The organism is Ramlibacter sp. (assembly GCF_028292805.1).
In the GTDB taxonomy this organism is placed as follows: Bacteria; Pseudomonadota; Gammaproteobacteria; order Burkholderiales; family Burkholderiaceae_C; genus Ramlibacter.
On the sequence record NZ_JAQGLS010000216.1, the window covers coordinates 1 to 21,261 of the forward strand.

At 69.2% G+C, this 21,261-nt stretch carries 21 protein-coding genes; 13 read left to right on the plus strand and 8 right to left on the minus strand.

All coding sequences use genetic code 11. The features are described 5' to 3' along the window. Positions 1 to 17 precede the first annotated feature (17 nt). The 3 genes from alaS to JWP65_RS13445 all read left to right on the plus strand — a co-directional run bounded on the left by alaS (position 18) and on the right by JWP65_RS13445 (position 4,334). On the plus strand, positions 18 to 2,642 hold the full coding sequence (gene alaS, locus JWP65_RS13435; RefSeq protein ID WP_299764511.1) for an alanine--tRNA ligase: 2,625 nt from the start codon (positions 18 to 20) through the stop codon (positions 2,640 to 2,642). A gap of 92 nt (positions 2,643 to 2,734) precedes the next feature. Then, positions 2,735 to 3,229 (plus strand): TlpA disulfide reductase family protein, encoded by a 495-nt coding sequence (locus JWP65_RS13440; RefSeq protein WP_299764513.1) that lies wholly within the window; start codon positions 2,735 to 2,737, stop codon positions 3,227 to 3,229. A gap of 16 nt (positions 3,230 to 3,245) precedes the next feature. Then, entirely contained in the window at positions 3,246 to 4,334 is a 1,089-nt protein-coding gene (locus JWP65_RS13445) for a transglutaminase family protein (RefSeq protein ID WP_299764516.1), read from the plus strand. Between the two features lie 37 nt (positions 4,335 to 4,371). Here JWP65_RS13445 and trmB read toward each other — a convergent pair whose 3' ends face one another. From trmB to JWP65_RS13460, 3 genes are all read right to left on the minus strand, one after another. Continuing rightward, on the minus strand, positions 4,372 to 5,076 hold the full coding sequence (trmB, locus tag JWP65_RS13450; protein WP_299764518.1) for a tRNA (guanosine(46)-N7)-methyltransferase TrmB: 705 nt from the start codon (positions 5,074 to 5,076) through the stop codon (positions 4,372 to 4,374). 509 nt (positions 5,077 to 5,585) lie between these two features. Beyond that, entirely contained in the window at positions 5,586 to 6,458 is an 873-nt protein-coding gene (gene gluQRS, locus JWP65_RS13455) for a tRNA glutamyl-Q(34) synthetase GluQRS (RefSeq protein ID WP_299764520.1), read from the minus strand. A 3-nt stretch (positions 6,459 to 6,461) separates the two neighbouring features. Then, complete coding sequence (locus JWP65_RS13460) at positions 6,462 to 7,403, minus strand: LysR family transcriptional regulator (protein WP_299764523.1); 942 nt, start codon at positions 7,401 to 7,403, stop codon at positions 6,462 to 6,464. Positions 7,404 to 7,505: 102 nt separating this feature from the next. Between JWP65_RS13460 and JWP65_RS13465 the strand changes: the two genes are divergently transcribed. From JWP65_RS13465 to JWP65_RS13475, 3 genes are read left to right on the plus strand one after another with little or no spacing between them, the layout of a single operon-like run. Beyond that, on the plus strand, positions 7,506 to 8,210 hold the full coding sequence (locus JWP65_RS13465; RefSeq protein WP_299764525.1) for a pirin family protein: 705 nt from the start codon (positions 7,506 to 7,508) through the stop codon (positions 8,208 to 8,210). Between the two features lie 44 nt (positions 8,211 to 8,254). After that, positions 8,255 to 8,683, plus strand: coding sequence for a DoxX family protein (locus tag JWP65_RS13470; protein WP_299764527.1), 429 nt, complete (start codon positions 8,255 to 8,257; stop codon positions 8,681 to 8,683). Between the two features lie 15 nt (positions 8,684 to 8,698). Beyond that, entirely contained in the window at positions 8,699 to 9,253 is a 555-nt protein-coding gene (locus JWP65_RS13475; RefSeq protein WP_299764529.1) for a flavodoxin family protein, read from the plus strand. Positions 9,254 to 9,342: 89 nt separating this feature from the next. Here the strand turns inward: JWP65_RS13475 and wrbA are convergent, their stop codons facing one another. Continuing rightward, positions 9,343 to 9,945, minus strand: a complete 603-nt coding sequence (gene wrbA / locus JWP65_RS13480; protein ID WP_299764531.1) for an NAD(P)H:quinone oxidoreductase — start codon at positions 9,943 to 9,945, stop codon at positions 9,343 to 9,345. A 137-nt stretch (positions 9,946 to 10,082) separates the two neighbouring features. On the opposite strand from wrbA, the gene JWP65_RS13485 reads away from it, so the two are divergent. After that, entirely contained in the window at positions 10,083 to 10,490 is a 408-nt protein-coding gene (locus tag JWP65_RS13485; protein ID WP_299764533.1) for an OsmC family protein, read from the plus strand. 76 nt (positions 10,491 to 10,566) lie between these two features. Here the strand turns inward: JWP65_RS13485 and JWP65_RS13490 are convergent, their stop codons facing one another. Next, positions 10,567 to 11,832 (minus strand): phosphatidylserine/phosphatidylglycerophosphate/cardiolipin synthase family protein, encoded by a 1,266-nt coding sequence (locus tag JWP65_RS13490; RefSeq protein WP_299764535.1) that lies wholly within the window; start codon positions 11,830 to 11,832, stop codon positions 10,567 to 10,569. A gap of 26 nt (positions 11,833 to 11,858) precedes the next feature. On the opposite strand from JWP65_RS13490, the gene JWP65_RS13495 reads away from it, so the two are divergent. The 4 genes from JWP65_RS13495 (at position 11,859) to JWP65_RS13510 (ending at position 16,458) form a co-directional block, all read left to right on the plus strand. Beyond that, the gene (locus JWP65_RS13495) at positions 11,859 to 12,212 is read left to right on the plus strand and encodes a hypothetical protein (RefSeq protein WP_299764537.1); all 354 of its coding nucleotides are present in this window, start codon (positions 11,859 to 11,861) and stop codon (positions 12,210 to 12,212) included. 52 nt (positions 12,213 to 12,264) lie between these two features. After that, positions 12,265 to 12,411, plus strand: a complete 147-nt coding sequence (locus JWP65_RS13500; protein ID WP_299764539.1) for a hypothetical protein — start codon at positions 12,265 to 12,267, stop codon at positions 12,409 to 12,411. A gap of 355 nt (positions 12,412 to 12,766) precedes the next feature. Then, positions 12,767 to 14,431 (plus strand): catalase, encoded by a 1,665-nt coding sequence (locus JWP65_RS13505; RefSeq protein WP_299764541.1) that lies wholly within the window; start codon positions 12,767 to 12,769, stop codon positions 14,429 to 14,431. Positions 14,432 to 14,964: 533 nt separating this feature from the next. Then, positions 14,965 to 16,458: a catalase gene (locus tag JWP65_RS13510; RefSeq protein ID WP_299764543.1), complete on the plus strand. Its 1,494-nt coding sequence runs from the start codon at positions 14,965 to 14,967 to the stop codon at positions 16,456 to 16,458. Positions 16,459 to 16,494: 36 nt separating this feature from the next. Here the strand turns inward: JWP65_RS13510 and JWP65_RS13515 are convergent, their stop codons facing one another. The 3 genes from JWP65_RS13515 to ygiD are packed head-to-tail and all read right to left on the minus strand — an operon-like array spanning position 16,495 to position 17,627. Further along, positions 16,495 to 16,710 carry a hypothetical protein gene (locus JWP65_RS13515; protein WP_299764544.1) on the minus strand — a complete coding sequence of 72 codons (216 nt, stop codon included), beginning with the start codon at positions 16,708 to 16,710 and terminating at the stop codon, positions 16,495 to 16,497. Further along, positions 16,707 to 17,042, minus strand: coding sequence for a hypothetical protein (locus JWP65_RS13520; RefSeq protein ID WP_299764546.1), 336 nt, complete (start codon positions 17,040 to 17,042; stop codon positions 16,707 to 16,709). The genes JWP65_RS13515 and JWP65_RS13520 overlap by 4 nt, the downstream gene beginning before the upstream one ends. 27 nt (positions 17,043 to 17,069) lie before the next feature. Then, positions 17,070 to 17,627: a 4,5-DOPA dioxygenase extradiol gene (gene ygiD, locus JWP65_RS13525; protein WP_299764548.1), complete on the minus strand. Its 558-nt coding sequence runs from the start codon at positions 17,625 to 17,627 to the stop codon at positions 17,070 to 17,072. A gap of 60 nt (positions 17,628 to 17,687) precedes the next feature. Here ygiD and JWP65_RS13530 point away from each other — a divergent pair, with 60 nt between their 5' ends. Together JWP65_RS13530 and dnaE are read left to right on the plus strand one after the other, a co-directional pair. Beyond that, a complete protein-coding gene (locus JWP65_RS13530; RefSeq protein WP_299764549.1) occupies positions 17,688 to 18,605 on the plus strand; it encodes a pirin family protein in 918 nt (305 codons plus the stop codon). Between the two features lie 79 nt (positions 18,606 to 18,684). After that, the coding region (gene dnaE / locus JWP65_RS13535) for a DNA polymerase III subunit alpha (protein WP_299764551.1) at positions 18,685 to 21,261 on the plus strand (2,577 nt) is incomplete at its 3' end.

Genomic DNA, 21,261 nt, shown 5'->3' on the forward strand with positions numbered 1-21,261 from the left:
GCTTACCCGGGCCCAGCATGACTACCTCTGTTTCCACCGTCGCCGACATCCGCAAGACCTTCCTGGCCTTTTTCGCCTCCAAGGGGCACACCGTGGTCGAGTCCAGCCCGCTCGAGCCGGGCAACGACCCCACGCTGATGTTCACCAACTCCGGGATGGTCCAGTTCAAGGACGTGTTCCTCGGCACCGACACGCGTCCCTACGTCCGTGCGGCATCGGTGCAGGCCTGCCTGCGCGCCGGCGGCAAGCACAACGACCTCGAGAACGTGGGCTACACGGCGCGCCACCACACGTTCTTCGAGATGCTGGGCAACTGGAGCTTCGGCGACTACTTCAAGCGCGACGCGCTCAAGTGGGCCTGGGAGCTGCTGACCCAGGTTTACAAGCTGCCGCCGGAAAAACTCTGGGCCACGGTCTACATCGACGACGACGAGGCCTACGACATCTGGACCAAGGAGATCGGCCTGCCGCCCGAGCGGGTGGTCCGCATCGGCGACAACAAGGGCGCCAGGTACGCGTCCGACAACTTCTGGATGATGGCCGACACCGGCCCCTGCGGCCCTTGCTCGGAGATCTTCTACGACCACGGCCCGCAGATCGCCGGCGGGCCCCCGGGCAGCCCGGAGCAGGACGGCGATCGCTACATCGAGATCTGGAACCACGTGTTCATGCAGTTCGACATGCAGCCGGACGGCAGCCTCAAGAACCTGCCGGCGCCCTGCGTCGACACCGGCATGGGGCTGGAGCGGCTGGCGGCGATCCTGCAGCACGTGCACAGCAACTACGAGATCGACATCTTCCAGGGCCTGATCGCCGCCGCCGGCCGCGAAACCGGCATCGCCGACCTGGCCACGCCGTCGCTCAAGGTGATCGCCGACCACATCCGCGCCACCGCCTTCCTGGTGACCGACGGCGTGATCCCGTCCAACGAAGGCCGCGGCTACGTGCAGCGCCGCATCATCCGCCGCGCCATCAGGCACGGCTACAAGCTGGGCCGCAAGACGCCGTTCTTTCACAAGATGGTGCCGGATCTGGTGGAGCTGATGGGCCAGGCCTATCCCAACCTGAAAGCCTCCGGCCAGCGCGTGATGGACGTGCTGAAGGCGGAAGAAGAGCGCTTCTACGAGACTCTGGCCAACGGCATGGAGATCCTGGACACGGCCCTGGCCGGCGGCCAGAACGTGCTGCCGGGCGAGGTGGCCTTCAAGCTGCACGACACCTACGGCTTTCCGCTCGACCTGACGCAGGACGTCTGCCGCGAGCGCGATGTCGTCGTCGACGAGTCCGGCTTCAAGGCCGCGATGGAAAAGCAAAAGGCCGCAGGCCGCGCGGCCGGCAAGTTCAAGATGGACCGGGCGCTGGAATACGGCGGCGCCGGCAACGTCTTTTCCGGCTACGACAAGCTGGAAGAACAGTCGCGCGTGGTCGCCCTGTACAAGGACGGCACGCCGGTGCAGCAGCTGGCCGAGGGCGAGCCCGGCATCGTGGTGCTGGACACCACGCCGTTCTACGCCGAAAGCGGCGGCCAGGTCGGCGACTGCGGCGTGCTGGCGGCCGAGGGCCTGCAGTTCGGCGTGGACGACACGCAGAAGATCAAGTCCGACGTCTACGGCCACCACGGCACCCAGACGCAGGGCACGCTCAAGGTCGGCGACGCGGTCACCGCGCGGGTCGACATGGAGCGCCGCCGCGCCACCATGCGCAATCACAGCGTCACCCACCTGATGCACAAGGCCCTGCGCGAAGTGCTGGGCGACCACGTCCAGCAAAAGGGCTCGCTGGTCGACGCCGACAAGACGCGCTTCGACTTCACCCACAACGCGGCGATCAGCGAGGCGCAGATCCTGGAGATCGAAAAGCGCGTCAACGCCGAGATCCTGGAGAACCAGGCGACCCAGGCGCGGGTGATGGACATCGAGTCGGCCAAGGCCACCGGCGCCATGATGCTGTTCGGCGAGAAATACGGCGACAGCGTGCGGGTGCTGGACATCGGCTCCAGCCGCGAACTGTGCGGCGGCACCCACGTGCAGCGCACCGGCGACATCGGCCTGTTCAAGGTCACCAGCGAAGGCGGCGTGGCCGCCGGCGTGCGCCGCGTCGAGGCGGTGACCGGCGCCAACGCGCTGGCCTACCTGCAGCAGCTGGAAGCCACCGTGCAGGCCATGGCCGGCGCGCTCAAGGCGGCGCCCAACGAGCTGAACGGCCGGGTCGGCCAGGTGCTGGACCAGGTGCGGGCGCTGGAAAAGGAGGTGGCTCAGCTCAAGGGCAAGCTGGCTTCGTCGCAGGGCGACGAGCTGCTGGCGCAGGCGGTCGAGGTCAATGGCATCAAGGTGCTGGCGGCGCGGCTGGAAGGCGCGGATGCCAAGACCTTGCGCGACACCATGGACAAGCTCAAGGACAAACTCAAGACTGCCGTCATCGTGCTGGCCGCGGTCGACGGCGCCAAGGTGCAGCTGGCAGCCGGCGTCACCGCCGACAGCATGGGCAAGATCAAGGCGGGCGACCTGGTCAACTTCGTCGCCCAGCAAGTCGGCGGCAAGGGCGGCGGCAAGCCGGACATGGCCATGGCCGGCGGCACCGATGCCAGCAAGCTGGCGGCTGCGTTGCAGTCGGTGCAGCAATGGGTTTCGGAGCGGGCATGAGCATCGGAAGGCGCCCCCAGGGAGCCCCTTTCTTTCTCCTTCCTCCTTCGGGGGAAGGCCGGGATGGGGGCGCCCCGGCCCTCGATCGCCGAATGCTGTTGCGTGCCGGCGCCGCCACCGGCCTGGCACTGGCCCTGCCGCCCTTGCGCGCCGCCGAGATCCAGCAGCTCGCCCCCAGCACCCCGCTGCCCCCGTTCCAGGCCTTCGACATGGAAGGCCGCAAGGTCGCCGTGCCCCTGCCCGGCCGGGCCAGCGTGGTCAATTTTTGGGCTTCCTGGTGCGTGCCATGCCGCACCGAGATGCCTTTGCTGCAGCAGCTGGCCGACCTCTACGGTGACAAGCTGGCACTGCAGCTGGTCAATTTCAAGGAACGCGCGGTCGCGGTGCAGCGCCACGTGCAGGCCGCGGCCTGGACCCAGCCGGTGCTGCTCGATCCGCTGGGCGAGGGCGCAGCGGCCTGGGGCGTGAAGGTGTTCCCCACCACGCTCGGCTTCGACGCCCAGGGCCGGCCGCGCTGGCGGGTGCGCGGCGAATACGACTGGAGTTCGGCCGAAGCGGGCCGGCTGGTCGAAGGGTTGTGGCGCTGACGTTGATAATCGGCGGATGACAACCCGCCGCCATTTCCTCCACGCCGCCGCCGCCGCCTTGACGCTGCCGTTCGCCGCGCACGCCCAGGAGCGCCGCTTCACCCCCCGGCCCGCCGGCTGGCGCACCTTCGAGCTGACCACCCGCGTGACGCCCGCCATGGCGCAAGGCGCGCACCAGGTCTGGGTGCCGATCCCCTCGGTCAACAGCGACTGGCAGCGTTCGCTGGAAAGCAGCTACAGCACCAACGGCCAGGCCAGGCGCGTGACCGACAGCGTCGACGGCGCGCAGATGCTGCAGGTGGTTTTCGACGCCGGCGTCGCCCAGCCTTTCGTCGAGGTCACCTCGCGGGTGCAGACCCGCGACCGCGCCACCGACTGGACCCAGCGCACGCCGGCCCGGGAAGACGCGGCCACGCTGGCGCACTGGACCCGTCCGACCGCATTGATCCCCACCGACGGCATCGTGCGCGAGACGGCGCTCAAGGCCGTGGGCGACGCCCGCACCGACGACGCCAAGGTTCGCCGCATCTACGACTGGGTGGTGGCCAACTCGTTTCGCGAACCCACGGTGCGCGGCTGCGGCGAAGGCGACATCAAGACCCTTCTGGAGACCGGCGACCTGGGCGGCAAGTGCGCCGACATCAACGCGCTGTTCGTCGGCCTGTGCCGCGCCGCTGGCGTGCCGGCGCGCGACGTCTACGGCCTGCGGCTGGCGCCTTCGGCCTTCGGCTACAAGGAGCTGGGCAGCGGCTCGGCCAACCTGAAGGGCTCGCAGCACTGCCGCGCCGAGGTGTTCCTCAAGGCCCACGGCTGGGTGGCGATGGACCCGGCCGACGTCGCCAAGGTGATGCGCCAGGAAACGCCGGAGTGGATCAAGACCGTCCAGCACCCGGTGGTGGCGCCGGTGTACCGTGGCCTGTACGGCGGCTGGGAAGGCAACTGGGTGGCGTACAACACCGCCCACGACGTCGCGCTGCCGGGCTCGAAGCTGGGCAAGCTGGGCTTCCTGATGTACCCGGTGGCCGAAGACAAGCAAGGCCGCTTCGACTCGTACGCGCCGGACGACTTCAAGTACACGATCTCGGCGCGCGAGATCAAGGCCTGATGCTCCACTTCCTTCCCGAGGGGGAGGAGCAAGACCGTCAGGTCTTGCGGAACACCACGTCCCACACGCCGTGCCCCAGCTTGATGCCCCGGTTCTCGAACTTGGTCAGCGGCCGGTAGTCCGGGCGCGTCGCGTAGCCCTCGGCGGTGTTGCGCAGCTGCGGCTGCGCTGACAGCACCTCCAGGATCTGCTCGGCGTACGACTGCCAGTCGGTCGCGCAGTGGATGTAGCCATCGACCTGCAGCCGCGGCAGCAGCCTGGCCAGCAGCGAAGGCTGGATCAGCCGGCGCTTGTTGTGGCGCGCCTTGTGCCACGGGTCCGGGAAAAAGATGTGCACGCCGGCCAGCGAGGCCGGTGCCAGCATATGGTCCAGCACTTCCACCGCGTCGTGCTGCACGATGCGCACGTTGCTCAGCCCCGCCTCGCCGATGCGCTTGAGCAGGGCGCCCACGCCGGGCGTGTGCACCTCGCAGCACAGGAAGTTCTGGTCCGGCATCAGCCCCGCGATGTGCGCGGTGGCCTCGCCCATGCCGAAGCCGATCTCCAGGATGGTGGGCGCGTCACGGCCGAACAGGGCGGGCAAGTCGAGCGGCTGCGGCTGGTACGGCACCAGGTACTGCGGCCCCAGCGTTTCCAGGGCGCGCGCCTGGCCCACGGTGGTGCGGCCGGTGCGCAGCACGAAGCTGCGGATCGGGCGGCGCGGATGCACGCCGCCCTCGGGCGTGGTCTCGGGATCGGTCATGCGCCGATTGTCTCAGGCGGGGCGCGGTGCTCCCCGCCGGCGCTACTTCTCGGGCAACGCGCACGCGATCACGCGATCACGTGATCGCCCGGTCCGGCGTCATGCGGACGCCGCCGGCGCAGATCACCACGAACCGGCGGCCGCTCTCCGGCGCCAGGTCGGTCATGGGCGTGGCTTGCGCGCCCGCCGGCAGCCGCGCCTTGCAGCGTTGGCGCGCGTCGGCGTTGTCCAGGGCGCGCGGCCCATGGTCCTGCGTGGGTCCTGCGTGCCGGCATTGATGGTCGGGCCGCCGGCCGTGGCGATCGGCCCGCCCGGCGAGTACCAGCTCCCCCCGAGCATCACCAGCCGGATGCCGCCGAGCGCGAGCGCCGCGCCGACGAGCACCGGGAGTCCCCAGCACCAGCATCAGCGCAAGACATGCCGCGCCGGCGCGTGTTGTCGATCCCTTGCGATGCGATGCGACGCCGTTCTCCTGCAGTCGCAAACCATCCTGGCTGGTTCGCTGCGGTTCAGGTGCGAGCTGGCCAAGCCCGGGTCGCCTTGCCGAGCCAGTCCGCCGTCGAGTTTCCGGCTGCGATCACCAGCCCCAGCGTCTGCCCTGCCGCGACCAGCGCCGCGAGCGGGTCCGCCAGCTCCAGTGCGGCCGCCCCGTTCTGCTTGGACAGCTTCTCGCCGCCGGCGCCCAGCACCAGCGGCGCGTGCAGGTAAGAGGGGTGCGGCAAGCCGAGCGCGCGCTGCAGCAGCAGCTGGCGCGCGGTGTTGTCGGCCAGATCGGCGCCGCGCACCACGTGCGTGATGCCTTGCGCCGCATCGTCGACCGCCACCGCGAGCTGGTAGGCATGCAGGCCGTCGCCGCGCTTGAGCACGAAGTCGCCGACTTCGCGCGCCACGTCCTGCGACTGCGGGCCGAGCCGGCGGTCGGTCCATCCGACGGTGCCCGGCGGCACGCGCAACCGCCAGGCGCGCGGCGCGCGGCCCTGCAGTCCGTCGCGGCAGGTGCCGGGGTACACCAGCTGGCCATGGCGCGTGCGCTCGCGGCCGGCGGCCTGCAGGGCCAGCGTGATGTCCTGGCGTGAACAGGCGCAGGGGTAGGCCAGGCCGGCATCGACCAGCTGTTCCAGCGCAGCCTGGTAGACGGCGCGGCGGTGCGATTGCCATTGCGGCGGTTCGTCGGCCAGCAGCCCGCAGGCGGCCAGCTGGCGCAGGATCTCGTGGTCGGCGCCCGGCACGCAGCGCGGACTGTCGACGTCCTCGATCCGCACCAGCCAGCTGCCGCCGTGCGCGCGCGCGTCGAGCCAGCTGGCCAGTGCCGCCACCAGGGAGCCGGCGTGCAGCGGCCCGGTGGGCGAAGGCGCGAAACGGCCGCGGTACGCGCTCGCCATGGGTCAGGCAGCCTCGTGGCGCTCCAGCAGCGCGCTGCGGGTGGCGTCGCTGTCCATCCGGGCCAGCCACCATTGCAGGGCGCGGCCGGGTCCCAGCCTGCCCGCGTCGCGCCATGCATAGCTCATGCGCGTGGTGCGGGTGGGCCGCTGCACCTCGCACGCCACCAGCCGGCCGCCTTGCAGGTAAGGCCGTGCCAGCGGCTCGGGCAGGAAGCCGCCGCCCAGGCCACGCACCTGCGCGTCGAGCTTGGCGCGCATGGTCGGCACGGTCAGCACGTCCTGCCCGGCCAGCAGGCCCAGCGTCATGGGCGCGCCGCCCTGGGTCGAGTCGGCCACGGCCACCGCGCGGTGCTTGACCAGCACCTCGTCGCGGATCGGTTGCTGCAGGGCCGCCAGTGGATGGTGGGGCGCCACCGCATAGACGAACTGCACATCGCCCAGCGGCCGGCTTTCCACGCCGGCGGTGTTGCCTGGCTCGAGCACCACGCCCAGCGCCAGGTCGGCCCGGCCGGAGAGCAGGGCGTCCAGGGTGCCCGCCAGCGTTTCCTCGCGCAGCCGCAGCCGGGTGGTCGGCGCCAGCGCATAGAAGGCTTCGGCCAGTTCCATCACGATGCAGTTCGACAGCACGCCGTCGACGGCCACGGTGAACTCGGCTTCCCAGCCGGTCGCCACGCGGCGCACCCGGTTGGCCATGGCGTCGATGTCCTGCAGCAACTGCCGGCTGGCGTGCAGCAGCTCGTTGCCGGCGGCGGTCAGCTTGGCCTGGCGCGAGCTGCGGTCGAACAGCAGCACGTCGAGCGCGTCCTCGAGCTGGCGGATGCGGTAGGTGACGGAGCTGGGCACCAGCCCGAGCTCGCGCGCGGCGGCGGCAAAGCTGCCGTGGTGGGCCACCGCCTGCAGCAGGCCGAGCGCATCGGGGGTCAGGACGTCGCGATGGGTGGGCATCCTGGCGGTTTCATTTCAGTTCTTTTGAATGATGCCATCAAACGCCGCCGCCGATCCCGGCCGGTCCAGCCTCTACATTCCTTCCTTACCGAAGGAGTTCCCATGTTGACCTTGCGCAAATCCCAGGATCGCGGTCACGCCGACCACGGCTGGCTCAAGTCGTTCCACAGCTTTTCGTTCGCCGGCTATCACGACCCCCAGCACATCGGCTTTGGCGACCTGCGCGTGATCAACGAAGACCGCATCGCCGCCGGCAAGGGCTTCGGCACCCACGGCCACCGTGACATGGAGATCATCAGCTACGTGCTGTCCGGCGAGCTGGCGCACAAGGACACGCTGGGCAACATCAAGGCCATTCCGCCCGGCGACGTGCAGCGCATGAGCGCGGGCACCGGCGTGCAGCACAGCGAGTTCAACCACGCCCGGGACCAGACCACGCACTTCCTGCAGATCTGGATCGAGCCGAACGTGACCGGCATTCCGCCCAGCTACGAACAGAAGAGCTTCGCCGAGGCGGAAAAGCGCGGCCGGCTGCGGCTGGTCGCCTCCCCCGACGGCGCCGAAGGCTCGGTGCTGATCCATGCCGACGCGCGCATGTATGCCGGTCTGTTCGACGGTGCCGAGCGCGCCACGCTGGCCCTGGCGCCGGGCCGGCAAGCCTACGTGCACCTGGTGCGCGGGGAACTGACTTTCAACGGCGCTATGCTCGCGACCGGCGACGCTGGCATGTTGCAGGGCGAAACGCTGCTCACGCTGGAGCACGGTCGCGACGCCGAGGTCCTGGTGTTCGACTTGGCCGCCGGCTGAACTCCGATCAATTTTTTCAACGCTACCAGAACGAGGAACTTGCCATGACCCACACCTACCCCGCCAACACCACCCAGGACACCCTGGCCCTGGTCGGCCGCATCCTGCTGGCCTGGATGTTCATCCCCGCCGGCTTCGGCAAGATCGCCGGCTTTGCCGGCACCGTGGCCTATGCCACCTCCGCCGGCCTGCCGCTGCCGCAAGTGGGCGTGGCCCTTGCCGTGCTGATCGAGCTGCTCGGCGGCATCGCGCTGCTGGTCGGCTTTGGCACCCGCTGGGTCGCGCTGGCGCTGGCGCTGTTCACCGCCGTGGCCACCTTCTTCTTCCACAACTACTGGGCCATGCCGGAAGCGCAGCAGATGATGCAGCAGCTGATGTTCACCAAGAACCTGGCCATCGTCGGCGGCCTGCTCGCCTTTGCCGCGTTCGGGCCTGGCCGCCTGAGCATCGAAGGCCGCAAGGCGCTGGGCTGACCTGACAGACTGGCCATGGCAGACATCGTCGTCGTCTACCACTCCGGCTACGGCCACACCCAGCGCATGGCCCAGGCCGTGGCCCAGGGGGCGGGGGCCCGGCTGCTGGCGATCGACGCCGAGGGCAACCTCCCGGCCGGTGGCTGGGAGCAGCTCAAGGCAGCGGACGCCATCATCTTCGGTGCGCCCACCTACATGGGCAGCGTCAGCTGGCAGTTCAAGAAGTTCGCCGACGCGTCCTCGCGCCCCTGGTACGCCCAGGAGTGGAAGGACAAGATCGCGGCGGGTTTCACCAACAGCGCCGGCATGAGCGGCGACAAGCAGGGCACGCTCACCACGCTGTTCACGCTGGCCATGCAGCACTCGATGATCTGGGTCAGCCAGGGCTTGATGCCCAGCAACACCAAGGCGGCGCAGCGCAACGACGTGAACTACCTGGTGGCCTACAGCGGCGCCATGGCGCAGTCGCCGTCCGATGCGGGCGCCGATGCGATGTCACCGGGCGACCTGGAAACGGCGCGCCTGTTCGGCGAACGGGTGGCGCAGATCACGGGGCGGTTCCAGAAATAGGCCCCGGGTCCGGCTCGCGCGCCGATGACGATGCCGCAAACAAGAACGCCCCCGGCTTCCCGGGGGCGTTTGTCATGGAGCCGGCGCGATCAGCCGTGCAGCTTGGTGGCGATGGTGGCGACGTGCTTGCCCTGGAAGGCGGCCATGCCCAGTTCCTGCGCGCTGGGCTGGCGCTCGCCGGAGCCGCCGGCGATGGTGGAGGCGCCGTACGGGCTGCCGCCCTTGATCTCGTCCAGGCCCATCTGGCGGGCTTCGGAGTAGGGCAGGCCGACCACGACCATGCCGTGGTGCAGCAGCGTCGGGTGGAAAGTCAGGATGGTGCTTTCCTGACCGCCGTGCTGGGTGGCGCTGGAGACGAACACCGAGCCGACCTTGCCGACCAGCGCGCCGGACGCCCACAGGCCGCCGGTCTGGTCCAGGAAGGTGCGCATCTGGCCGGTCATGTTGCCAAAGCGCGTGCCGGTGCCGAAGATGATCGCGTCGTAGCCGACGAGTTCGGCCGGCGTCGCCACCGGCGCGGCCTGCTCGACCTTGCCGCCGGCGGCGCGGAAGGCGTCGGCCGGCATCGTTTCCGGCACACGCTTGACGACCACTTGGGCGCCGCCGACTTCGCGGGCACCCTGGGCGACGGCGTTGGCCATGGTTTCGACGTGACCGTAGAAGCTGTGGTACAGGACGAGGATCTTTGCCATGATGCTTGCTTTCTTTCGTTTGCGAATGGGTGTGCCTGCACTCTAGGGGCTGCGGCTGGCGCGCCTGACCGCGTGGATTGATGACACCATTCAGTGGATTTCAATGGTGACGACCCGACCTCGACAGGAGTGCACCCATGACCATCTCCCTTCAACGCCTCGACGGGCAGCCCCTGGCGCAGCGGCTGCGCATCCGCGGCCACACCTTGCAGGCCGACACCAGCGAGGCGAACGGCGGCGGCGACGCCGGGCCCAGCCCGCACGACCTCTACGACGCGGCGCTCGGCGCCTGCAAGGCGATCACGGTGCTGTCGTACGCGCGGCGCAAGGGCATCCCGGTCGACGAGATCGAGACCGAGATCGTGCGCGATGATTCGCAGGAGCGCGCCGGCAGCTACCGGCTGACCGCGAAGCTGCGCATCCGCGGCGCGCTGACCGACGCGCAACTCGGGGAGCTGGCGCGGGTGGCGGACAAGTGTCCGCTGCACAAGCTGATGACAGCGGTGACCACCGGGGTCGTGAGCCAGGTGGGGCGGCTGGGCTGAACGGCGAACGCGCAGGGGCCTGAAGGCGATGCGCGCCGGGGCTAGGCACCTGCTGCGCAGAGAAGCGGGCCCGCGTTCACAACAGCTCGTGGAACAGGTAGAAGGTGTTGTCCTTCAGCTTGTGCCAGGCCCCGCGGCGGCTCCAGGCCTGCAGTTCCACTTCCTCGGCCCGCGCCACGTAGCGCTCGAAGATGGCGTCGAGCTGGCCGGCAAAGCCCGCGTCCAGCACGCCCAGCGTGAGTTCGTCGTTGGTCTCGAAGGAGCGGTCGTCGAAATTGCTCGATCCCACCGCGCTCCAGATGCCATCCACCGTCATCACCTTCTGGTGCAGCAGGGTGTGGGGGTACTCGAACAGCCGCACGCCGCAGCGCAGCAGCTTCTCGAAGTTGCGGTGCCCGGCATGCTGCACCATCGGGTTGTCGGAGCCGCCGGTGGATGGCATCAGCACGCGCACGTCGACGCCGCGCTGCACCGCCTCGCCGAAGGCATCGATGGCGGCGGGCTGCGGGATGAAGTAGGGGTTCTGGATCCAGATGCGCTTGCGCGCCAGGCAGATCGCCGTGTGGTGCAGGATCTTCACCGCCGGGGGCGAACCTTCGGGCTTCAGGTAGGCCGCGTGCATGGCGATGGTCCCGGCGTCGGCCAGGCGCGGAAAGTATTCCTCGCCGCCGAACAACTCGCAGCCCTCGCCGATCCAGTTCTCGCTGAAGACCGCTTGCAGGGTGTTGACGATCGGGCCCTGCACGCGCACGCTGATGTCGGCGTTGTTCCGGTGGTCCTCGGCGTCGCCGAGCCAGCTGTCTACGATGCAATGGCCGCCCACGAAGGCCTCGCGGCCGTCGATGACGACCAGCTTGCGGTGGTCGCGGTCGTTCAGCAAGCCGATGTTGCGCCACGAGCTGTCGTGGAACATCAGCACCTTGCAGCCGGCCTGGCGCATCCGCACCAAGGTCTGCGGCGCGATGTCCTGCGCGCCATTGGCATCGAGCAGCACCCGCACCGCCACGCCGGCGCCCGCCTGCCGCGACAGCGCTTGGGCCAGCCGGCTGCCTAGGGCCCCGTCCTTCCACAGGAAGGTCTCGAAGTGCACCGAGTAACGCGCCGCCGCGATCCGCTCGAGCAGCACCTCGAAGTACCGCCCGTTCTCCAGCAGCTCCAGCGAATTTCCGTGCACCACGCCACCCAGTGCGAGGCCCGCCAGGGAAGGCAGCAACTGCTCGATGCCGGCCGTGTTGCGCACCCGCAAGATGACGTGGCGGCGCCGCCGGATCGACCAGATGATGACCACGAGCAGCGCGATGAGGGCGGCAGAGGCGAGGGCCCAGAGTGACCAGTGGAGCAAGTTGTCGTCCTTTCCAAGCCCGCATTGTGGCGCCGCCGGCCTTCAATGGAAGGCGCGCCACCGACGAAAGCCGGGCCCGCAGCCTGTCGATCAGGCGCGACTGGTTGGGCGCGGTGATGGGCGCCAACGGCGGCATCATCTGCACCGCCGCCATCGTCGTCGGCGTGGCGGCGGTGAGCGACCAGGCGGTGCTGGCGTCGGGTCTCGCGCTGGTCTTTGCGGCCGCATTGGCGTGCGCGCGGACCGGGAAAGTACGAACTGGAGCCGCCGCTTTTGCCGACTGGCGGGCCGACGCCCCGGGGTCCGGCGCCACATCATGCCTTCGGACCTGCCGGTGGCGACTGCGATCGACCCCGCAGGATCGGTCGCCGGCAATGTGAAGCTGGTCGGGCCGGGCAGGGGCCGCTGCCGAGAGTTGCGGACGGCTTCGCGGTGCAGGTGTTCGCCAGCGGGTTCAGGCAGCCGCGCAGCCTGCGGCTCGCGCCCAACGGCGGCATCTTCCTGTCCGAGAGCGGCACCGGGCGGGTGCTGATGTTCCCGGCAGCCGCGGGCGGCGCGCCGGCGTCGATTCGATGCTGATGTCCCCGGCCAGCGAGGTGCCGGCGGGTGCGTTGCCGATGGAGGCGGCGGAAGCGGCGACCATGGCGATGATGGTCTGGCGGTTCATGTGAATTCTCCTGGAGGGGTCATGCCAAGTGCCTGGGATGAATTCCGGGCTTCGGCACCCGTTTGAAAAACCAGCGCGCCGACCACGTGCCCTTGGGGCAATCAGCAACAGTCAGCGGCGATCAATCGCGGGGCGCCGAGTCGCTTTCGCGTGTGTGGTCGAGCACGCCCGGAAATGCTTCGCTGCTGACAGCGAGTAGCGCTCCCGCTGACAAACTGCCCAGCACGCGTGCGCTAGCCTTTTGTCTCCCGCACGCAAGGAGCACCAATGAACAAGCAAGAGCGGCCCGCTACTCATCCAGATGGTCAGGACTCCCCGGCGGCTGACGAGAAGCCGATCCTCACGACGCGGCAAGGGCATCCCGTCCACGACAACCAGTCGCTGCGCTCGGTCGGTGAACGTGGCCCGGCCACCCTCGAGAACTACCACTTCATCGAAAAGATCACGCACTTCGACCGCGAGCGCATCCCGGAGCGCGTGGTGCATGCGCGCGGCACCGCCGCCCATGGCTGGTTCGAGGCCTACGGCACCATCGGCGGCGAGCCCGCGGCGAAGTACACGCGCGCGCGGGTGCTGAACGAGACCGGCGTGCGCACGCCGGTGTTCCTGCGCTTTTCCACCGTCATCGGTGGCAAGGAATCGCCCGAGACGGCCCGCGATCCGCGCGGCTTCGCCATCAAGTTCAAGACCGTCGAAGGCAACTGGGACCTGGTCGGCAACAACCTGAAGATCTTCTTCATCCGCGACGCCATCAAGTTCCCGGACATGATCCACGCCTTCAAGCCCGACCCGGTGAGCAACCGGCAGGAGAACTGGCGCTTCTACGATTTCGTCGCGAACCACCCCGAGTCGCTGCACATGATCACCTGGGTCAAGAGCCCCTGGGGCATTCCCGCGACCTACCGCGAGATGGAGGGTTCGGGCGTCAACACCTACAAGCTGGTCAACGACCAGGGCGTGGCGCGCCTGGTCAAGTTCCACTTCGTGCCGAAGCAGGGCGTGCGCAACCTGACGGCGGCGCAGGCGGCGCAGATCCAGGGCCGCGACGTTGGCCACGCCACCCGCGACCTCTACGATGCCATCGAACGCGGCGACTTCCCCGAGTGGGAGTTCTGCGTGCAGATCATGGAAGACGGCGAGCACCCGGAGCTGGACTTCGATCCGCTGGACGACACCAAGCTCTGGCCGGTAGACCAGTTCCCGCTGCTGCCGGTGGGCCGCATGGTGCTCGATCGCAATCCGGACAACGTGCATGCCGAAACCGAGCAGTCGGCCTTCGGCACCGGCGTGCTGGTGGACGGCATCGACTTCTCCGACGACAAGATGCTGCAAGGGCGCACGCTCTCGTACTCCGACACGCAGCGCTACCGGGTGGGGCCCAACTACCTGCAGCTGCCCATCAACGCGCCGCAGCAAGCCGCGCGCGCGCACACCAACCAGCAAGGCGGGCAGATGGCGTACGGTGTCGACCCGAACGGCGCCAACAAGCACGTGAACTACGAACCCAGTCTGATGGGGGGCCTGCGCGAGGCCCCGCATCCCGGCGGCGAGTACCACCAATGGGTCCAAGGGCACCTGGGCCGCTACCAGACCACCCGCACTGCCGACGACTACCGGCAGGCCGGCGAGCGCTATCGCACCTTCGAGGACTGGGAGCGCGACGACCTGGTGAACAACGTGGGCAACGACCTGAAGGAGTGTCCCGAGCTGATCCAGCTGCGCATGGTGTGGCATCTATGGCACTGCGACGAAGACTACGGCCGCCGCGTGGCGGCCATCGCCGGAGTCGACCTGGAAAGGGCCAAGGCCCTGCCGCCGTTGGCCGGCAAGCCGGCGCCCCACCAGGCACGGGGTGCATCCAGCTACACAAGCGGCGCGGCGGAGGAGCCGGCAGGTGCCGATGCTTCCAGCGCCACCAGCCGCGCCGGCTGACGAGGCTGGCTGACCCCGGGTCCGCCCGTGCGCGGCCATGCTGTCACGACGGCGACGGGCGACGGGCGACGGGCGACGGATGACGGGCGACTGGCGACGGGCGACGGGCCACGGGCGACGTTCGGCGGCGAACTGCTGCGAGCCGGTAGGTCCAGCACGAAGGCGGTGATGCTGGGCAGGCCGCGCCGCGGCGCGCTGAAGTTCGCCGGCGCCAGCCCGCACCATCCGCTGGCCGGGCCACGGGCGGCGGCATCGCCAGGTCCGCCGGGCTGCTGACCGGGTCCAGTCCGTCGTGGCCATCGGCCGGCCGGTGATGTCCGGCCTGGCGCTCGGCGGCGCCAGCGGTGTGGACAGCGTGGTCGAGTAGTTCCGCCGCGAAACCGTCGATACTGTGCTGCACCCGGATGTCGGCCGTATCGGCGCGCCGGGCCGGCGGCATGTCCGCCAGGCCGCCGCGCCGGCAACGCACGGCCCACCGAAGGTGGGTGCGCAGCGGCTGGCTTGACATTGAATCTCGATTGCAAAGGCATCCCATGAATGACAAGAACCCGGTCCCCGGCTCGACGACGAGCTCCGGGGCCCCCGCGCAGAGCGACCGCAACTCGCTGACGGTCGGCCGCGACGGCCCGATCGTGCTGCACGACGTGCACTTCCTGGAACAGATGGCGCACTTCAACCGCGAAAAGGTCATCGAGCGCCAGCCGCACGCCAAGGGTAGCGGCGCCTTCGGCCTGCTCGAAGTCACCGAGGACGTCGCGCGCTACACCAAGGCGGCGCTGTTCCGGCCCGGCGCCAAGACCGAGATGCTGGCGCGCTTTTCCACCGTGGCCGGCGAACAGGGCAGCCCCGACACCTGGCGCGACGTGCGCGGCTTCTCGCTGAAGTTCTACACCAGCGAAGGCAATTACGACCTGGTGGGCAACAACACGCCGGTGTTCTTCGTGCGCGATCCGATGAAGTTCCCGCACTTCATCCGCAGCCAGAAGCGCCTGGCCGACTCGGGCCTGCGCGACAACCACATGCAGTGGGACTTCTGGAGCAACAACCCCGAGAGCGCGCACCAGGTCACCTACCTGATGGGCGAGCGCGGGCTGCCGCGCAGCTGGCGCCACATGAACGGCTATGGCTCGCACACCTACCTGTGGGTCAACGTGGCCGGCGAGAAATTCTGGGTCAAGTACCACTTCCACACCCGCCAGGGCATGGCTTTCTTCAGCAATGGGCAGGCCGCCACGATGGCCGGCAACGACGCCGACTTCCACCGGCGCGACCTGTTCGAGGCGATCGCCCGCGGCGAGCACCCGAGCTGGCGCGTCTCGGTGCAGGTGATGCCGTATGCGGAGGCGAAATCCTATCGCTTCAACCCGTTCGACCTGACCAAGACCTGGTCGCACAAGGACTACCCGCTGATCCCGGTCGGCACCATGACGCTCAACCGCAATCCGGAGAACTTTCATGCCCAGATCGAGCAGGCGGCGTTCTCGCCGGGCAACACGGTGCCGGGCATCGGCCTGTCGCCCGACAAGATGCTGCTGGCCCGCGCCTTCGCCTACAACGACGCCCAGCGCAACCGCATCGGCGCCAACTTCCACCAGTTGCCGGTGAACCAGCCGAAGGTGCCCGTCAACAGCTACATGTTCGACGGCCCGATGGCGTACCAGCACAGCGGCAACGCGCCGACCTACGCCACCAACAGCAGCGGCCGCCCCTGGTCCGACGATTCCGGCGCCGCCGCCGAAGGCTGGGAGGCCGACGGCGCCATGGTGCGCAGCGCCGCCACCCTGCACGAGGAAGACGACGACTTCGGCCAGGCCGGCACGCTGGTGCGCGAGGTGTTCAACGATGCCCAGCGCGCGGCGCTGGTCGACCAGGTGGCCGGCAGCCTGCTGGGCGGCGTGCGCAGCCCGGTGCTGGAGCGCGCCTTCGGCTACTGGAAGAGTGTCGACGCCGAAGTGGGCCAGCGCATCGAGGCGAAGGTGCGCGCCGGCAGCGGCGCCCAGCCGGCCGAAGGCATGGGCGAGGGCTGATCGGCCGATCGAAGCCGGGCGCGGTCCGGCCTCGCGTCAGCGCAGGACCGCCGTGCGCGGTCCGTTCATGAAGACCCGATGCGCCGGCACGCAGCGCAGTGCCCGGCCCGGCACCAGGCATTCGACGTGCCCGCCGGTGCTCAATAGCGGCTCGGGGCTGAACGCGTGGGTCCACCGTTCCAGCGCCTGCTCGACGCCCTGGATCACCGCACGGCTCACGCTGGTGGCGGTGGTGCCGAGCCGAAAATTCATGCCCTCGCGCCGGCGCGCCTGTGCCCCGGACCCTCAGTCCAGGTACTTCGGTCACAGGTTGCTCTGCTCGGCGGCACCGCGCGCGGGTCCGGCAAGGCGCCGCCTTCGCCGTCGTCACCGGTCGGCGCGGGCGGCGTGGCGCCCAGCAGGTGGCTGGTCATGGTGATGGCGCCCATGGTGCCGCCTTCGGCGAACGGCAAGGCCGGCTCGCCGGCCGCCGCCGCCAGCCCGGCGATGTACAGCAGCGGCAGGAAGTGCTCGTTGGTCGGCACGGACTCGGCGTAGTCCGGGTGCGTCGTCACCGCCGGCAGCCGGCCAGGATCGGTGGTCATCCGCTGGCGCACGGCGCAGTCGAAGCGCTAGCCCCAGTCTTCGGCGCTGTCGGTACGGTCCCACGCGATGCGGCGCAGGTTGTGCACCACGTTGCCGCTGCCCAGGATGAACACGCCGCGGTCGCGCAGCGGCGCCAGCCGCGCCCCCAGGTCCAGGTGGTACTGCGCGTCCTCGCCACCGTTGAGCGACAGCTGCACCACCGGGATGTCGGCCCCGGGGAACATGTGGGCCAGCACCGACCAGGTGCCATGGTCGAGGCCCCAGCTGTCCGCGTCCAGGCCGACGAACGAAGGCTGCACCACCTGGGCGACCTCGCGCGCCAGCTCGGGCGATCCCGGCGCCGGATAGTCGAACTCGAACAACTCGCGCGGAAAGCCATAGAAGTCGTGGATCACCCGCGGCCGCGCCATGGCGGTGACCGCGCTGCCCTGGATGAGCCAGTGCGCCGAGATGCAGACGATGGCACGCGGGCGCGGCAGCGCCTGGCCCAGCTGGCGCCAGGCGCTGGTGAAGCGGTTCACCTCCAGCGTGTTCATGGGGCTGCCGTGGCCAACGAAGGCCGCCGGCATGCGGGTGCTCGTCATTGTCCAGCTCTGTTGGCGATGCGGCAGCCGCAGCATACGCCGCGTTCCTACAATGCGTGCATGCCCTCCACCGGTTCTTTGCCCGGCGTGCGCCAACGCCTCATCGCCCACCACCGCGACCTCGGCGGCGGCTTCGTGGTGCGGCGGCTGCTGCCGTCGGCGCGCCAGCGCAGCGTGGGGCCGTTCATCTTCTTCGACCATTTCGGCCCGGCCGACGAACTGCCGGGCACCAACCACGACGTGCGACCGCATCCGCACATCGGGCTGGCCACGGTCACCTACCTGTTCGAGGGCGCGATGATGCATCGCGACAGCCTGGGCACCGAACAGACGATCGAGCCCGGCGCCGTCAACTGGATGACGTCGGGGCGCGGCATCGTGCATTCCGAGCGCAAGCCCGAGCACCTGCGCAACACGCGCTACCGCAACCACGGCCTGCAGCTGTGGACGGCATTGCCGCTGGCGCAGGAAGAGGTGGAGCCGTCGTTCTCGCACACGCCCGCCGCCGCCATTCCGGAGTGCAGCGTCGGCGACGCGCGGGTGCGCTTGCTGGTGGGCGAGGCTTTCGGGTTGCGCTCGCCGGTGCCCGCCTCGTCCCCCACGCTCTACCTGGACATCGCCGTGCCGGCCGGCGGCCGCTTGCAGCTGCCGGCGCTGGCGCCGGAGCAGGCGCTCTATGCGGTGCAGGGCAGCCTGGCGGTCGCCGGCGAGCCGCTGCCAGACGGGACGATGGCCGTGCTCGACGGGACGACGCCGGTCGCCGTCACGACGACGACGGGTGTGCGCTTCGTGCTGGTTGGCGGCCCGCCGCTCGATGCGCCGCGCCACATGTGGTGGAACTTCGTCTCCAGCCGGTCCGACCGGCTCGTGCAGGCCGCCGCCGACTGGGAAGCGATGCGCATGGGCCGCGTGCCCGGCGACGACGAGTTCATCCCGCTGCCGCCGACCCGGTTCAAGCCGCCCGAGCCGATGTCCTGAGCCGGCCGGCGGCAGCCGCGCCCGGGCGGAGCCGCGATCGCGCGAAAGTCAAGCGGCGCGTGTTTCCTACAATGGCTCCATGTTCGTCCACCTGCGCCTGCACACCGAGTTTTCCGTCGTCGACGGCACCAACCGCATAGCCGAGATCGTCAAGGCCGCCGCCGCCGACGCGCAACCCGCGCTCGGCATCAGCGACCTGAACAACCTGTACGGCGGCATCAAGTTCTACAAGGAGGCGCGCGGCGCCGGCCTGAAACCCATCGTGGGCTGCGAGGTGATGCTGCAAGGCGTCGGCCCCGATCCGGTGGCGATTTCCCGCGTGGTGCTGCTGGTGCAGGACCACAAGGGCTACCTGAACCTGTGCGAGCTGCTGGCGCGCGCCTGGACCCGCAACATCGTGCGGGCGCAGGCCGTGTGCAAGCTCGAATGGCTGCAGGAGCTCAACGAAGGCCTGCTGATGCTGGCCGGCGCCCAGGCCGGGCCGGTCGGCCAGGCCTTGATGCAGGGCGACGAAAGCCGTGCCGGCGAAATCGCGCTGCAGCTGGCCGGCATCTTCCCGCACCGCTTCTACATCGAGCTGCAGCGGGCCGGCCGCAACGACGACGAGCCGCACGTGGCCGCCGCCGTGCAGCTGGCCGCGCGCCTGAGCCTGCCGGTGGTGGCCACGCACCCGGTGCAGTTCACCAAGGAAGACGACTACGAGGCGCACGAGGCGCGCGTGTGCATCTCCGACGGCGAAATCCTGGGCAACCCGCGCCGGGTGCGGCGCTTCACCCGCGAGCAGTACTTCAAGACCACGGCCCAGATGGAGGCGCTGTTCGAAGACCTGCCCTCGGCCGTCGCCAACAGCCAGGAGATCGCGCGCCGCTGCAACCTGGTGCTGTCGCTGGGCAAGCCGCAGCTGCCGGCCTTTCCCACGCCGAACGGCATGGCGGCCGAGGAGTACTTCCGCTTCGCCTCGCACCAAGGCCTGAACGAGCGGCTGGCGCAGCTGTACCCGAAGGAGGCCGAGCGCGAGGCGCAGCGCCAGCGCTACGTCGACCGCCTCGAGTTCGAGATCGGCACCATCCTGAAGATGGGATTTCCCGGCTACTTCCTGATCGTCGGCGACTTCATCAACTGGGCCAAGGCCAACGGCTGCCCGGTCGGACCGGGCCGGGGTTCCGGCGCCGGCTCGCTGGTGGCCTACGCGCTGAAGATCACCGACCTGGACCCGCTGCAGTACAATCTGCTGTTCGAGCGCTTCCTGAACCCGGAGCGGGTGTCGATGCCCGACTTCGACATCGACTTCTGCCAGGGCAACCGCGATCGCGTGATCGAGTACGTCAAGGAGAAGTACGGGCGCGAGGCGGTCAGCCAGATCGCCACCTTCGGCACCATGGCCGCGCGCGCCGCGGTGCGCGACGTCGGCCGGGTGCTCGACATGAGCTACACCTTCTGCGACGGCATCAGCAAGCTGATCCCGAACAAGCCGGGCACGCACATCACCATCGCCGATGCCTTGAAGCAGGAGCCGATCCTGGCCGAGCGCTACCAGCGGGAAGACGAGGTCCGGACGCTGCTGGACCTGGCGCAAAAGCTCGAAGGCCTCACACGCAACGTTGGCATGCACGCCGGCGGCGTGCTGATCGCGCCGGGCAAGCTGACCGACTTCACGCCGCTGTACCAGCAGCCTGGCAGCGAGTCGGCGGTGAGCCAGTACGACAAGGACGACGTGGAAGCGGCCGGCCTGGTGAAGTTCGACTTTCTGGGCCTGGCCACACTGACCATCCTGGAGCTGGCCCGCAAATTCATCGTCGGGCGCCATCCGGGCCGGGAGAACTTCGCCTTCGAGACCATCGCGCTGGACGATGCGGCCACCTACAAGCTGTTTTCCGACGGCAAGACCGAAGCGGTGTTCCAGTTCGAATCGCGCGGCATGCAAGGCATGTTGCGGGATGCCAAGCCGACCCGGCTGGAAGACCTGATCGCGCTGAACGCGCTGTACCGCCCCGGCCCGATGGACCTGATCCCCAGCTTCGTGGCCCGCAAGCATGGGCGCGAGCCGGTGGAGTACCCGCACCCGGCGGTGGCGGAGATGCTCGGCGAGACCTACGGCATCATGGTCTACCAGGAGCAGGTGATGCAGACGGCGCAGATCCTGGGCGGCTACTCGCTCGGTGGCGCCGACCTGCTGCGCCGCGCCATGGGCAAGAAGAAGGCCGAAGAGATGGCCGAGCACCGGGAGCGGTTCCGCACCGGCGCCGAGCAGACCCACGGCATCCCGCAGGAAAAGGCCGACGAGATCTTCGACCTGATGGAGAAGTTCGCGGGCTACGGCTTCAACAAGTCGCACGCGGCTGCGTATTCGCTGCTGGCATATCACACCGGCTGGTTGAAGGTGCACTTCACCGCGGAGTTCTATTGCGCGAACATGACGGTGGAAATGGACGACACCGACAAGCTGAAGGCGTTGTTCCAGGACGCGACCGACAACTTCGGCCTGCAGTTCGAACCGCCCGACGTGAACCGCGGCGTGTACCGGTTCGAGCCTGTTTCAGACAAGGTGATCTGCTATGGCCTGGGCGCCGTGAAGGGCACGGGCCATCAGGCTATCGATGCCATCGTGAAGGCGCGGGAAGAAGGCGGCGCATTCACGAGCCTGTACGACTTCTGC